Genomic DNA, 13648 nt, shown 5'->3' on the forward strand with positions numbered 1-13648 from the left:
GGCGACTTAGGCAAAGCTTGTGGGGGCAAAGAGGCAACTTGTTTTTGATCGTTCTTCTTTCCGCGCTTTCTTGGGCCGCTAATGCCCAGGATAGTCCGCTGAAGCTGACCCATGCGCGGGCGAATATCACGGTTAACGGGGTCACTACTACCCAGGATCTTCAGCTCCCGTATCACTGGGACCGTTACAACAAGGGCCAGCAGGGTGAGGCGGTGTTCGAGCTCCGCTTTGATCTGCCCGATCTGCCTGACGATCCCTGGAGCCTGTACTTGCCGCGCCTCGGCAACGCCTATGAAATTTGGCTCAATGGCACGCTGCTGCAGCGCCAGGGCGACTTACGGCATTACAACGGCGCTGACTATGCGCGGGTGCCCCGCTATGTTGTCATTTCGCCCGGTTTGCTGCAAAACTCCAACCTGATTCGTGTCCACGTTCGCGCGGATATAGGGCGTCGCGGCGGACTTTCCCCCTTGGTGGTGGGCCCGCAGGAGGAGGTGTATGACGCCTACATCTGGAATTACCACTGGCGCGGCACCGGTTCGTTGGTGGTGGGGGCGTTCAGCCTGGTGATTGGGCTGATGGCGCTGTCGCTGTGGGCCACCCAGACGGACCTTACCCGCCCCGGTCGGCCTCGGCGTGATCCGCTGTATCTGTTTGCCGGGCTGGCTGAGCTTCTCTTTACGGTCGGTGTGAGCGATACGCTGATAGAGAATCCGCCGTTGCTCTGGCCTTGGTGGGGCGTGTTGCAGGTGGTGGTGGTGGGCGCCTGGAGCTGCAGCATGACGCTGTTTTGCGTGGAAGTGGCCGGCTGGCACCATCGCCCTTCAGCGCGCTGGCTCCGTCGCTGGCTGGGCGTGCTGATGGGAGGTAGCGTCGTGCTGGCCCTCTGGGCTCTGGGCGGGGGCCAGCCGCTGGCGCTGACGTCTTTCTACGCACTGATGGCCGCAACCACGTTAGGTTTCAGTATCGTTTTTCTTTGGAGTGCGACCCAAAAAGCGCTGCTCCCGCACCGTGTCGTGGCGGCGGCGTTGTTGATTAATTTTCTGGTCGGCCTGCGCGATTTCTATTTGTTTCGCATCAATCCGACCTATGCCGAAAACACCCTGATGCGCTATTCGTCGGTACTGTTCGGCGTGGCCCTGGGCTACATCGTGATTGCACGGTTTCGCACTGCGAGTGCCCAAGCACGCGACCTGCTGGCCACGATGGCCTACCGCGTTTCGGAAAAGGAAGCCGAGCTTGCGGAAAGCTATCGCAAGCTCGAAATTCTGGCGCGCGACCAGGAGCGCACGGCCGAGCGCGCGCGCATCCTGCGCGACATGCACGATGGCGTGGGTTCGCACATCAGTTCGGCGATTCGCCAGCTCCAATCCGGCCGGGCTTGTAACGCCGAGGTGCTGCTGACGCTACGCGATTCGCTGGACCAGCTCAAGCTGTCTATCGATGCGATAAATCTGCCTCCGGGCGACGTGACGGCCCTTTTGGCAAACCTGCGTTACCGACTGGAGCCGCGCTTTGCGGCGTCCGACATCGAACTACAGTGGGGTGTGGAGATGCTCGAGCCGGTGGCGCGCCTGGATGCACAGGCCATGCGGCAGCTGCAGTTCATGGTCTTCGAAGCGTTGTCCAATGTGCTGCAGCACGCCCAAGCCAGCAGGCTGCGCATCGAGGCGGTGAGGACGCCTCGGGGCACACAACTGCGCCTAATCGACAACGGTCACGGCTTTGATGTGACAACGCCTTTTCGCAAGGGCCTGCAGTCGATGCGCGAGCGGGCTCAAGCGATCGGCGCTATCTTGTCGCTGCACAGTGAGCCGGGGCGCACCTCGGTGGAAATTCTGATTCTTTAAAGAGGCGGCCGGGCTGGCCGCAGCAGCGCACGGGATAATGGCCCATGCCCGCCGTTTTCGACAGACCTTCCCTTTTTCAGCGAACCCTGCCCCTGCTGCAGGGCTTTGACGGGCTTTTAGCCTTTGCCGTTTTTCTGCTGGCGTGTGCCGGCCTGCTCATCATGTATTCGTCCGGTTATGACCAGGGCAGTCGCTTTGCCGATCATGGGCGCAATATGTTAATTGCCGGGGCGATCATGTTTGTTGTGGCACAGATTCCGCCGCAACGCTTGATGACCTTGGCCGTGCCTCTTTATGCTTTGGGCGTGATCTTGCTGGTGGCCGTCGCCGTCTTCGGGGTGACGAAAAAGGGCGCGCAGCGGTGGCTCAACGTGGGCGTGGTGATTCAACCCAGTGAAATCCTGAAAATTGCGATGCCGCTGATGCTGGCGTGGTGGTTCCAGAAGCGCGAAGGCCAGTTGCGTCCACTGGACTTTCTGGCCGCCGCTGTACTGCTGGCGATGCCGGTGGGGCTGATCATGAAGCAACCCGATTTGGGCACGGCTTTGCTGGTTTTGGCCGCCGGCCTGGCAGTGATTTTTTTTGCTGGTCTGAGCTGGAAGCTGATTGTGCCGCCGGTGCTGCTGGGGTTGATCGGCGTTTTCCTTGTGGTGTGGTTTGAGCCGCAACTGTGTGCGGACGGAGTGCGCTGGGCCATTCTTCACGATTACCAGCAGCAGCGCATTTGCACTTTGCTCGATCCTTCCCGCGACCCCCTTGGCAAGGGTTTTCACATCATTCAAGGCATGATTGCAATCGGCTCGGGCGGCGTGCTCGGCAAGGGGTTCATGGCGGGCACGCAAACCCACCTGGAGTTCATTCCCGAGCGCACAACAGACTTTATTTTTGCGGCGTTCTCCGAAGAATTCGGCTTGCTGGGGAATCTCTTGCTGATTGCCGGTTTTATTTTTTTGATTTTGCGCGGTTTGGCGATTGCGCTGGAAGCTCCGACCTTGTTTGCGCGACTGCTGGCCGGTGCGCTGACCATGATTTTTTTCACCTACGCGTTTGTAAACATGGGTATGGTCAGCGGCATTCTGCCGGTGGTGGGTGTTCCACTGCCCTTCATCAGTTACGGCGGCACGGCCATGGTGACGCTCGGCTTGGCCATTGGAATGTTGATGTCGATTGCCAAAGCCAAGCGGCTGGTTCAAACCTGAAAGATATTGCGCGCACGCAGGCCGCTTTTGCGCAGTGCGCTGCGGCCGAGAGGCTGGCCCTGCTTACTTCCCGGCCTAGTTTCGCCGACCAGCGCCGCAAGGGCAGACTGCCTACAATCCCTGGATGACTTCATTCAAATCTGCCGCCACGTCCGCTCGTCAAACCAAGCTGGGCGGGCGTCCGCAGGCCCGCCCTACGCCCGAGTCCACTTCCGAGCGTCTGGCCATCGCGCAAAAACTCCTGCTTGCGCCGTTTGGATTGAATGAGGCGAGCCTGAGCCGTGCCCTTGGTGAGATCACTGTCTACGGCGTAGACGATGCCGACCTGTTCTTTCAGTACACCCGCAGCGAAGGCTGGAGTCTGGAAGAAGGCATTGTGAAAACTGGCTCGTTTAGCATCGATCAAGGTGTTGGCGTGCGTGCCGTCAGCGGTGAAAAAACAGCGTTTGCCTATTCCGACGACATTTCCGAGGCTTCGCTGCTGGACGCAGCCCGCACCGTGCGCAGCATCTCAGCCGCCAGCAAGGCGGGCCGCGTGAAAACGCCCGCTCGAAAAATCGCCAATAGCCGCTCGCTGTATCGCGATCTGGATCCGATTGCCACGCTGAGCAGCACCGCCAAAGTCAAGCTGCTCGAGAAGGTGGAAAAGCTCGCCAAAGCGAAAGATCCACGCATCGTTCAGGTCATGGCCGGTCTTGCCAGCGAATACGACGTGGTGATGGTGGCGCGCGCTGATGGCACATTGGCTGCCGATGTTCGTCCGCTGGTGCGTTTGAGCGTGACCGTGATTGCCGAGCAAAAAGGTCGGCGCGAAGTAGGGTCGGGCGGCGGCGGTGGCCGTTTCGGCTTGGCCTATTTTGATGAAGCGCAAATTGGGCAGTATGTGGACGACGCAGTTCAAGCGGCGCTGACCAATCTGGAAGCCCGTCCCGCTCCCGCCGGTCAAATGACGGTGGTTCTGGGCCCTGGCTGGCCCGGTATTTTGTTGCATGAAGCAATTGGCCACGGGCTGGAAGGCGATTTCAACCGCAAAGGCTCCAGCGCGTTTTCAGGCCGCATCGGCCAGCGGGTGGCTGCCAAAGGCGTGACGGTGCTGGATGACGGCACCATTCCCGACCGTCGCGGTTCGCTGAATGTGGATGACGAAGGCAACGCCAGTCAGCGCAACGTGCTGATTGAAGACGGCATACTGAAAGGCTATATCCAGGATTCGCTCAATGCGCGGCTTATGAAGGCCAAACCCACCGGCAATGGCCGTCGCGAAAGCTATGCGCACGTGCCCATGCCGCGCATGACCAATACCTATATGTTGGGCGGCGACAAGGCCCCCGAGGAAATTGTGGCGAGCATCAAAAAAGGTCTTTATGCCACCAACTTTGCTGGTGGCCAGGTCGATATCACCTCGGGCAAGTTCGTCTTCTCGGCCAGTCAAGCCTTCTGGGTCGAAAACGGCAAAATTCTTTACCCCGTCAAAGGCGCAACGATTGTGGGCAACGGCCCGGACGCGCTGACTCGGGTCACCATGGTGGGCAACGACATGCAGCTCGACAGCGGCGTCGGCACCTGTGGAAAAGAAGGTCAGAGTGTGCCGGTGGGTGTGGGTCAGCCGACCTTGCGTATTGATGGACTGACGGTGGGCGGAACCGCGTGATCAAGTGGGGTTAATGGGGCGGTTTTACCCTGGTTGCACGGCCATTGTGTTACATTCACATTTATGTTTTCTGTGAAATTTCATTTCGGTTACTTCTGGTTCTCAAGCGCCTCTGGCGGTAGAGAGATCTTCGCGTAACCTAAAAAACGCAACAAATCTCCAAAAACCGCCGGCCACCCGGCGGTTTTTTTTCGTCCCTTCAATTGTTTTACTGATTCCCTGAATTCTCCGAAATTAAAAAGGAAGCCTGCGATGAATGCCAAAGCCACCTCTGCCAGCGACGCCTGGTATGCGACTGTCGAAAAAACCAGCCAGACCGACGACGAACGCATCAAGGACATCACCGTGCTACCCCCTCCCGAGCATTTAATCCGCTTCTTCCCGATCAGAGGCAGCGCTGTCGAATCGCTGATCACGCAGACCCGCCAGCACATTCACAACATCATTGCGGGCAACGATGACCGGCTGCTGGTGGTGATTGGCCCGTGCTCCATCCACGACCCAGTCGCCGCCGTCGAATATGCCCGCCGCTTGGCTGAGCAGCGCAGAAAGTACGCCGGTACGCTGGAAATCGTGATGCGGGTGTACTTTGAAAAACCGCGCACCACCGTCGGCTGGAAAGGGTTGATCAATGATCCTTACCTGGACCAAACCTACCGCATCGACGAAGGCCTGCGCATCGCGCGCCAGTTGTTGATTGAGATCAACCGCTTGGGCCTTCCGGCAGGCAGCGAGTTTTTGGATGTCATTTCACCGCAGTACCTCGGCGACCTGATCTCTTGGGGCGCGATTGGCGCACGCACGACGGAAAGCCAGGTGCATCGAGAGCTCGCTTCCGGCTTGTCGGCACCGATTGGCTTCAAGAACGGCACCGACGGCAATATACGCATTGCGACGGATGCGATCCAGGCGGCGGCACGAGGCCATCATTTTTTGTCGGTGCACAAGAACGGGCAGGTCGCGGTGGTGCAGACCAAAGGCAACGGGGACTGCCACGTGATACTGCGCGGCGGGAAAACGCCAAATTACGACGCTGCGAGCGTGGCTGCGGCATGCAAAGAGCTTGAAGCCGCCAAGCTACCCGCGACCTTGATGGTCGATTGCAGCCATGCCAACAGTTCCAAGCAGCACGAAAAGCAGCTTGACGTGGCGCGTGATATAGCGGCCCAAGTGGCGGGAGGTTCGCATCATGTGTTTGGCGTGATGGTGGAGAGTCATCTCAATCCCGGTGCCCAAAAGTTCACGGCCGGTAAGGACGACGCCAAAGCGCTGGAATACGGAAAGAGCATTACCGACGCATGTCTGGGCTGGAACGATTCTCTGACGGTGCTAGAGTCGTTGTCTGCTTCGGTAGTGGCGCGCCGGGCGAAATAGGTTTCTTTGATATTCTCCATCCGCGAGCGCTCCGAAGGTGCTTGCGGGTTTCTGAGCGGCGATGCCCTCATACCGCCAAAGAGTGAGCCACGTTTCCATTACCTCTAAAGGAGCAAGCCATGCGCAGCGAAGTCAGTGTGACGTTTAAAGACAACCAGCCTGTGCGGATCGATCTCAATGAAGCGCAGCCTATGCCGCACGATGTAGCGCGGAAGTGGCTCGATGACGAGTTCACCAGGATGGGGTGCGAGCCTTTGCGGCCGACCGGCAAGCTGCTGATGGCTGACAAAGTGGTCGTGGTGGCGCAGGCCGCCGGCCCGGCTGGCTTCGCCGACGCGAAGTGGGCGCAAGAATTCGCACGTGCCGCGAGCGCAGCGTTGGCCAAGCCGGTGGTGCATATTGAAGCGGACTCTCTCAGCATTAGCTACTAACGCGCTTTGGACTTGGCCCCGTGAAAGTGTGGATCAGAATCGACAACTTTTTAAGCAAAAAAAATCTAAACCAATAGTAGTAGGCACAAGCTGCTATTAAATAACGGCGCTCTTATTGCTTCAGCGCTTCGAGCAATTTGGCGTGAATGCCGCCAAAACCGCCATTGCTCATGCACAGTAAATGGTCGCCGGGCCTCGCGGCTGCCAGGACTTGGGCCAGCAGCTGTTCGATGTTATCCGCCACCTGCGCGCGCTCGCCCATCGGAGCGAGGGCGGCTTTGGCGTCCCAGTCGAGACCACCCGCGTGGCAAAAGGCCAGGTCGGCTTGCTCCAGGCTCCAAGGCAGCAGCGCCGTCATGGTCCCCAGCTTCATGGTGTTGCTGCGCGGCTCGAAGATGGCGAGGATACGGGCGTTGGTTTTTCCTGCGCCATCAAGCTGGCGACGCAGGCCATCCACCGTGGTGTGGATGGCCGTAGGGTGGTGCGCAAAATCGTCGTACACCGTCATGTCGCCACCGCTTCGGTGCACTACGCCGCGCACTTCCATGCGTCGCTTGACGTTCTTAAACCCGGCCAGTGCCAAGGCTGCTGACTCAGGGGCGACGCGAAGATGCTCAGCCGCAGCGATGGCGGCCAAGGCATTGAGCTGGTTGTGCACGCCGCTGATGCTCCACTGCACGCGGGCCACAGGCTCTCCCGCTTTAACTACTGTGAAGTCGTGCGGTTCTCCTTGGGCGGTGTATCCATCTATATTCCGTGGACTATTTCCGAAGAGTACTTGCTCACTCCAGCAACCTTGGTCCAGCACCCGCTGCAGGCTGTCTTCGCCCGCATTCACGACCAGGCGGCCTTGCGAGGGAACCGTGCGGACCAGGTGGTGAAACTGGCGTTCGATCGCGGCCAGATTGTCAAAAATGTCGGCGTGATCAAATTCGAGGTTGTTCAGAATCGCCGTGCGCGGGCGGTAATGTACAAACTTGCTGCGTTTGTCGAAAAATGCGGTGTCGTATTCATCGGCTTCTATAACAAAGCTGGAGCCAGCCCCCCGTTTGGCCGACACGCCGAAGTTGAGCGGCACGCCGCCTACCAGAAATCCCGGCTGCAGGCCGGCACACTCCAGGATCCAGGCCAACATGGCGGTGGTGGTGGTCTTGCCGTGGGTGCCAGCCACGGCGAGTACGTGGAGCCCTTGCAAAACATGTTCAGCCAGCCATTGCGGGCCGCTGGTGTAGGGCAGGCCACTGTTCAATATCGCCTCCATCAGCGGATACTTTGGGGTGCCATCAGTCAGCCGTGCCCGCGACACCACATTGCCCACCACAAAGACATCGGGTTTGAACGCCACCTGGTCAGCACCGTAGCCTTCTATCAACTCAATGCCCAACGCGCGCAACTGGTCGCTCATGGGCGGGTAAACGCCGGTATCGCAACCGGTCACCTTATGCCCGGCCTCGCGTGCCAAAGCGGCAAGGCCTCCCATAAAAGTACCGCAAATTCCCAAGATGTGTATGTGCATGGGCTGCATTTTAGAGAGCCTGTGCGGGGACCAGTCTGTCGAGGGTTCTGAAGAGGTTTTCCGCGCGGGGCCTCCGGCGGGTGGGTAACCCGAGCCATCGTTATTTGGCTGAATTCTCAAGGCAAAAAGTTCCGGTGCGGCAACCCGAGGCCGGCGAGGTCTCTATTGCTCCCTAATTATTAGCCAGATAATTCGCGTTGAACTTTAGGCCCTGGCGGAGGACTAAATGGGCACAATCGTTTGTGATCCAACTTGTTCACAAAATGGCCGCTCAGGGCCTTAGCCGAGCGCACTTGAAATTGCATACTCTCAAATCCGAAATTGCGGCCACCGCCGCTACCCTTGTTGTAGAAGAAGGTCTGGAATATGGCCAGGCCAAACGCCGTGCGGCTAAACAGATGGGGCTGCCCACGCGTACCGAGCTGCCCGGCAATGATGAGCTTGAAGACGCGGTGCGCGATTACATCGCGCTGTTTTGCGCCGACACCCAGCCCATCGAGTTGGCAGCGCTACGCGCGCTGGCGCTGGTTTGGATGGCACGATTGCCGCAATTCCGCCCCTATTTGGGCGGCGCAGTCTGGCATGGCACCGCCACGCGACGGTCGGATATCTATATCCAATTGTTTTGTGACGACTCGAAGTCGGCCGAAATTGCCTTGATTGAGCACAATGTGGACTATGAGCCTCGCACGGTAACGGGCTTTACCGGCGGTAATGTGGAAGCGCTCAGTCTGCGAAGTGTTTGTAAACCTTTGAATGAGACCGTCGGCGTGCACCTGATGGTCTATGACCATGACGACCTGCGCGGTGCCTTGCGCGTCGATGCCAAAGGCCGTAAACCGCGCGGCGACTTCGCCGCTGTGCAAAAATTAATGGTTAGTTCTTTGGAGTCTGAAAAGTGAATCGCAGAAATATGCTTTATGGCGGCGTCGCAGTCGCAGCGGCCCTGGCTGGCGCCGGTGCGGCGTGGTGGAAATTTCAGCCCCATGCCGTGAAAGAGGCGAGCCCGGGTGCAGGTGCGGCCGACCCTGCTGCCCAGGCGTCTGCCGCCCAGTCGTTCTGGAACGTGAGCTTCGACACGCCCGACGGGAAGAAGCTTTCTATGAGCAGCTTTCGGGGCAAGCTGTTGCTGGTAAATTTCTGGGCCACCTGGTGCCCCCCCTGTGTGGAAGAGCTGCCTTTGCTGGACTACTTTTACCAGGAAAATAAAGATAAGAACTTGCAGGTAGTGGGTTTGGCGGTTGATCAGCCCAGCGCCGTGCGGACTTGGTTGCAGACCAAACCGCTGAATTTTCCGGTGGGTATGGCGGGCTTGGCGGGAACGGAACTCAGCAAATCGCTAGGCAACGTAGCGGGCAGTTTGCCTTTTTCCGTGGTGTTTGGCGCGTCGGGTCAGTTGCTTCATCGCAAGATTGGAAAAGTCTCACCCGAAGACCTCGCGCTGTGGGCGCAACTCAAATAACTAACAGGTGATGCAACGCGCCTAAACGCGTTCCGCACCCTGTTTGGCTGAATCTAGGCTTGAGGTAAACTCTGGGTTTTGCCGGATCAGCCCGGTACGCGCCTGCAAAATAATTTACTGATGAGTGCTTTAAAGCGTAAAAGCAGGGAGTAAGCGAAAAAAGAAGGAAGATCGGTGCACGCCTCGATAGGCGAATCGACTCCAGATTAATTCAAAGCTGCGCGCTTCAATCTTTGCGCCGGCATCTATGTAGTTGGAGAGAATTTATGGATTTAAGAAAACTCAAGACCCTGATCGATTTGGTTTCAGAGTCCAACGTGTCCGAACTTGAGATTACTGAAGCCGAAGGTAAAGTCCGCATTGTCAAATCCAGCGGCGTTCCGTTGATGATGCAGCAACCTGCCATGACGATGGTGGCCGTCCCGATGTCCGGCGTGCCCGCTGCAGCCGACATCCAGACACCGGTACAGGTCGGTCACGCAGTCAAGTCCCCCATGGTCGGTACGTTTTACCGGTCTTCCAGCCCTGGCGCTCAATCTTATGTGGAAATTGGCAGTGTGGTCAGGGAAGGCGAAACGATCTGCATTATTGAGGCCATGAAGATTCTCAACGAAATCGAGGCAGACAAGGCTGGCACCATCACCAAGATCCTTTCGGAAAATGGTCAAGCCGTCGAATACGGGCAACCGCTCTTCATAATTGAGTAAGTGGGCCGTTCGTCCATCTGCCCAACTCGCCAGACTTAGCCTTTCGACGCATGTTTAAAAAAATACTGATCGCCAATCGCGGTGAAATTGCTCTTCGCATCCAGCGTGCCTGCCGGGAACTCGGCATCAAGGCTGTGATGGTTTATTCCGAAGCGGACCGTGAGGCGAAATACATCAAGCTGGCGGATGAGTCGGTGTGCATCGGACCGGCGGCGTCGGCCAAGAGTTATCTCAATATGCCCGCCATTATTTCGGCGGCGGAAGTGACTGACGCCGAAGCCATTCATCCTGGCTACGGTTTTTTGAGCGAAAACGCCGACTTTGCCGAGCGGGTGGAAAAAAGCGGCTTCAAGTTCATCGGTCCTTCGCCGGAATCGATCCGCATCATGGGCGACAAGGTATCGGCCAAGCAGACCATGATCAAAGCGGGCGTGCCCTGCGTGCCGGGCTCTGAGGGCGCATTGCCGGATGAGCCCGCCATCATCAAGCGAACCGCCAAGCAAGTCGGCTACCCCGTGATTATCAAAGCGGCTGGCGGCGGCGGTGGGCGCGGCATGCGCGTGGTGCACACCGAAGCGGCCCTGCTCCATGCGGTGCAAACCACCAAAGCCGAAGCGGCTGCGGCGTTCGGAAATCCCGAGGTCTACATGGAGAAATTCCTGCAGAACCCGCGGCACATCGAAATCCAGATTTTGGCTGACCAGTATAAGAACGCGGTCTGGCTTGGAGAGCGCGACTGTTCCATGCAGCGCCGCCACCAAAAAATCATTGAAGAAGCCCCGGCACCAGGAATTCCGCGCAAGCTGATTGAAAAAATTGGCGAGCGCTGTGTGGCGGCCGTCAAGAAAATTGGCTACCGTGGCGCCGGTACATTCGAGTTTCTTTTTGAAAATGGCGAGTTTTATTTTATTGAGATGAATACCCGCGTGCAGGTGGAGCACCCGGTCACGGAGTGGATCACGGGCATTGACATCGTGAGAACCCAGATCATGGTGGCGGCGGGCGAAAAACTACCGTTCATGCAGCGGGATATCCAGCTCAGGGGCCATTCGATTGAATGTCGCATCAACGCGGAAGATCCTTACAAGTTCATCCCCTCGCCAGGACGGATCACGACATGGCATACACCGGGTGGTCCCGGGGTGCGGGTGGACTCGCATATCTACGCCAACTACGTGGTGCCTTCCAACTATGACTCGATGATCGGCAAGATCATTGTTCACGGCGATACCCGTGAGCAGGCGCTGGCACGCATGCGCACGGCACTGGCCGAGACCGTGGTTGAGGGCATCAATACCAATATTCCGCTGCACCGCGAGTTGATGGTGGATGCCAAGTTCATGGACGGTGGCACCAACATCCATTATCTTGAAGAGTGGCTTTCAAAGCGTGAACGCTGAACGTAGGCCCGCGCCATGAGCCTGTTCGAAGTCATTTTGCTGGCGCCCGTTCACGCAGTGGAGACGCTCAGTGAGGCGCTGGACGCCCTGGATGCTTTAAGCGTATCGGTGGAAGATGCGGACGCCCAGACGCCTGCCGAGCAAGCCCTTTTTGGGGAGCCCGGCATGCCGCCGCCTAAAGAAGGCTGGGAACGGTCGCGTCTGGTGTCGCTGTTTGCCACCGAGGCTTTAGCGAGGGATGCCGCTTCAGTTCTTGCCGCTCAGGACTTTTTTGCCGGCTGCCAGTTGGTCGCCATCAATCCAGTGCCTGAGCAAGACTGGGTGCGGTTGACCCAGTCGCAATTCAAGCCGGTGGAGATCACACCCGAGTTCTGGATCGTGCCGACCTGGCACCAACCGCCGGTCCAGGCCAAGCAAGTAATACGGCTTGATCCCGGTTTGGCTTTTGGAACGGGAACCCATCCCACAACCCGTATGTGCCTGCGCTGGATAGCAAACATCCCCGGGCTTGCCGCCTCGCCCAACCCGTTGGGACGGGTGCTGGACTATGGCTGTGGCTCAGGCATTCTCGCCATCGGTGCGGCGAAGTTTGGGGCGGTGGATATTGACGCGGTCGATATTGACGAAGCGGCGGTCGGTGCCACACGCGCCAATGCAGAAGCCAATCATGTCAGCCTGCACGTTGGTTTGCCCGACAAAGCCGTGGGGACCTATCAGACCGTGCTTGCCAATATTCTTGCCACGCCTTTGAGAGTGCTGGCGCCGCTACTGTGCTCCCACGTTGCCAACGGCGGTAATCTGGTGCTCGCTGGCATTCTTGCGCGGCAAGCGGATGAACTCAAAAATGCTTATGCACCGTATTGCCGGCTTCAGATACAGGACGAGGAAGAAGGCTGGATCCTGATGACTGCGAAGCTTTGACCGGATGTCAAACGCCTCTCTAAAAGCGCTTTTCAGCGTCTGTTTCTTCGCAGCGACCCCTACAATACGGCGCTAAATGAGCCTGATAACGCGCTGCCCCGCATGCGGCACGATGTTCAAAGTCGTGACCGATCAACTCAAAGTATCGCAAGGCTGGGTACGCTGCGGGCGTTGCGCTGAAGTGTTTGATGCTGCAGCGCTGCTGCTGCCGGCTGAAACCGCTACAGAGCCGCGACTTTCAGGCTTGACGTCTGATGATCTACCGGCGCTTGAGCGGGCGTCTCAGTCGCAGAAGCCAGAAACCTTGACGCCTGTTCCTTCGCATCCGACGCAGGCGACGTCCGAACCGGATGATGCCTCCCCCGACAGTGCCGCCGATTTTGACCCGGCAAGCTGGAAGCAGGCGCGGCAGGAACGCCATCAGCAAGACGCGGAAGCCTTACAGCCTGACGCAGCACCGGTCAATACGCCGCCACATCGGCCAGAGCTGGTGCATACGGCGACGGTGGATGAGTCAGACGCCGAACCTTCGGAGCTGGCGGATACCGAAGTTGAAGAAGCTGTTTCTTTTGTGCGTGAAGCACAGCGCAAAGCCTTCTGGAAAAAGCCGCGGGCGCGCTGGTCGCTCGGTGTACTGTCTCTTTTGCTGTTGGTGGCTCTGACCTTGCAGTGGGTGATGCAGCAAAAAGACGACTTGGCGGCCCTGGAACCCCGCTTCGCCCCGCTGCTTCAGACAATTTGCGGCCACCTTGGCTGTGAAATTCGGTCGCCGCGCCATATTGAGTCGCTGGTGATTGAGAGCTCAACTTTCAACAAAATCGGCCTTGAGATCTATCGCCTTAGTTTCGTGTTCAAGAACACGGGTGAGCTGCCCCTCGAAATACCCTCTCTTGAGGTGGCCCTGACCGACGCCCAAGACCAGGTAGTCGTGCGTCGCGTTTTGGCGCCCCTCCAGTTTGGCACAAGCCCTGGCAGGCTGGCCGCGCACTCCGAGTTGGCCGGTGCCGTGACCATGAAGGTATCCGGCGACGCAAGTCCCGCAGGCTCGTCGTCGCAAGCGTCGTCTACGGCCCCTGGGCCTTCGCGGATAGCCGGCTACCGCCTCTTTGCTTTTTACCCCTGATCGAAACGAGAACT

The 13648-nt window shown here is 58.3% G+C and carries 12 protein-coding genes; 11 read left to right on the forward strand and 1 reads right to left on the reverse strand.

The window, feature by feature from the left end; genetic code table 11:
• Positions 1-38 precede the first annotated feature (38 nt).
• The 5 genes from HHJ16_RS14845 (at position 39) to HHJ16_RS14865 (ending at position 6505) form a co-directional block, all read left to right on the forward strand.
• On the forward strand, positions 39-1850 hold the full coding sequence (locus HHJ16_RS14845; protein WP_296901808.1) for a histidine kinase: 1812 nt from the start codon (positions 39-41) through the stop codon (positions 1848-1850).
• A gap of 44 nt (positions 1851-1894) precedes the next feature.
• Positions 1895-3049 (forward strand): rod shape-determining protein RodA, encoded by a 1155-nt coding sequence (rodA, locus tag HHJ16_RS14850; RefSeq protein WP_296901810.1) that lies wholly within the window; start codon positions 1895-1897, stop codon positions 3047-3049.
• Between the two features lie 124 nt (positions 3050-3173).
• Positions 3174-4700: a metalloprotease TldD gene (tldD, locus tag HHJ16_RS14855; protein WP_296901811.1), complete on the forward strand. Its 1527-nt coding sequence runs from the start codon at positions 3174-3176 to the stop codon at positions 4698-4700.
• Positions 4701-4952: 252 nt separating this feature from the next.
• Positions 4953-6074, forward strand: a complete 1122-nt coding sequence (locus tag HHJ16_RS14860) for a 3-deoxy-7-phosphoheptulonate synthase (protein WP_296901812.1) — start codon at positions 4953-4955, stop codon at positions 6072-6074.
• A gap of 119 nt (positions 6075-6193) precedes the next feature.
• Positions 6194-6505: a hypothetical protein gene (locus tag HHJ16_RS14865; protein WP_296901813.1), complete on the forward strand. Its 312-nt coding sequence runs from the start codon at positions 6194-6196 to the stop codon at positions 6503-6505.
• Between the two features lie 112 nt (positions 6506-6617).
• On the opposite strand, the gene mpl is transcribed toward HHJ16_RS14865, so the two are convergent.
• Positions 6618-8021, reverse strand: coding sequence for a UDP-N-acetylmuramate:L-alanyl-gamma-D-glutamyl-meso-diaminopimelate ligase (gene mpl / locus HHJ16_RS14870; protein ID WP_296901815.1), 1404 nt, complete (start codon positions 8019-8021; stop codon positions 6618-6620).
• A 299-nt stretch (positions 8022-8320) separates the two neighbouring features.
• Between mpl and HHJ16_RS14875 the strand changes: the two genes are divergently transcribed.
• The 6 genes from HHJ16_RS14875 to HHJ16_RS14900 all read left to right on the forward strand — a co-directional run bounded on the left by HHJ16_RS14875 (position 8321) and on the right by HHJ16_RS14900 (position 13634).
• Complete coding sequence (locus HHJ16_RS14875) at positions 8321-8923, forward strand: hypothetical protein (protein ID WP_296901873.1); 603 nt, start codon at positions 8321-8323, stop codon at positions 8921-8923.
• The gene (locus tag HHJ16_RS14880) at positions 8920-9483 is read left to right on the forward strand and encodes a TlpA disulfide reductase family protein (RefSeq protein ID WP_296901817.1); all 564 of its coding nucleotides are present in this window, start codon (positions 8920-8922) and stop codon (positions 9481-9483) included. Before HHJ16_RS14875 ends, HHJ16_RS14880 begins: the two co-directional genes overlap by 4 nt.
• A gap of 266 nt (positions 9484-9749) precedes the next feature.
• On the forward strand, positions 9750-10190 hold the full coding sequence (gene accB, locus HHJ16_RS14885; protein WP_296901819.1) for an acetyl-CoA carboxylase biotin carboxyl carrier protein: 441 nt from the start codon (positions 9750-9752) through the stop codon (positions 10188-10190).
• A gap of 50 nt (positions 10191-10240) precedes the next feature.
• Positions 10241-11590, forward strand: coding sequence for an acetyl-CoA carboxylase biotin carboxylase subunit (gene accC / locus HHJ16_RS14890; RefSeq protein ID WP_296901821.1), 1350 nt, complete (start codon positions 10241-10243; stop codon positions 11588-11590).
• 21 nt (positions 11591-11611) lie between these two features.
• Positions 11612-12511: a 50S ribosomal protein L11 methyltransferase gene (gene prmA / locus HHJ16_RS14895; RefSeq protein ID WP_296901874.1), complete on the forward strand. Its 900-nt coding sequence runs from the start codon at positions 11612-11614 to the stop codon at positions 12509-12511.
• Positions 12512-12587: 76 nt separating this feature from the next.
• Positions 12588-13634: a DUF3426 domain-containing protein gene (locus HHJ16_RS14900; protein ID WP_296901822.1), complete on the forward strand. Its 1047-nt coding sequence runs from the start codon at positions 12588-12590 to the stop codon at positions 13632-13634.
• The last annotated feature ends 14 nt before the right edge of the window (positions 13635-13648 follow it).

The organism is Polaromonas sp., from assembly GCF_012927485.1.
Taxonomy (GTDB): Bacteria; Pseudomonadota; Gammaproteobacteria; order Burkholderiales; family Burkholderiaceae_C; genus Polaromonas.

Coding starts and splice junctions, on each gene's coding strand:
- accC (WP_296901821.1), top strand. CDS start 10,241: ATGTTTAAAAAAATACTGATCGCCAATCGCGGTGAAATTGCTCTTCGC.
- HHJ16_RS14865 (WP_296901813.1), top strand. CDS start 6,194: ATGCGCAGCGAAGTCAGTGTGACGTTTAAAGACAACCAGCCTGTGCGG.
- HHJ16_RS14860 (WP_296901812.1), top strand. CDS start 4,953: ATGAATGCCAAAGCCACCTCTGCCAGCGACGCCTGGTATGCGACTGTC.
- accB (WP_296901819.1), top strand. CDS start 9,750: ATGGATTTAAGAAAACTCAAGACCCTGATCGATTTGGTTTCAGAGTCC.
- HHJ16_RS14900 (WP_296901822.1), top strand. CDS start 12,588: ATGAGCCTGATAACGCGCTGCCCCGCATGCGGCACGATGTTCAAAGTC.
- rodA (WP_296901810.1), top strand. CDS start 1,895: ATGCCCGCCGTTTTCGACAGACCTTCCCTTTTTCAGCGAACCCTGCCC.
- tldD (WP_296901811.1), top strand. CDS start 3,174: ATGACTTCATTCAAATCTGCCGCCACGTCCGCTCGTCAAACCAAGCTG.
- mpl (WP_296901815.1), bottom strand. CDS start 8,021: ATGCACATACACATCTTGGGAATTTGCGGTACTTTTATGGGAGGCCTT.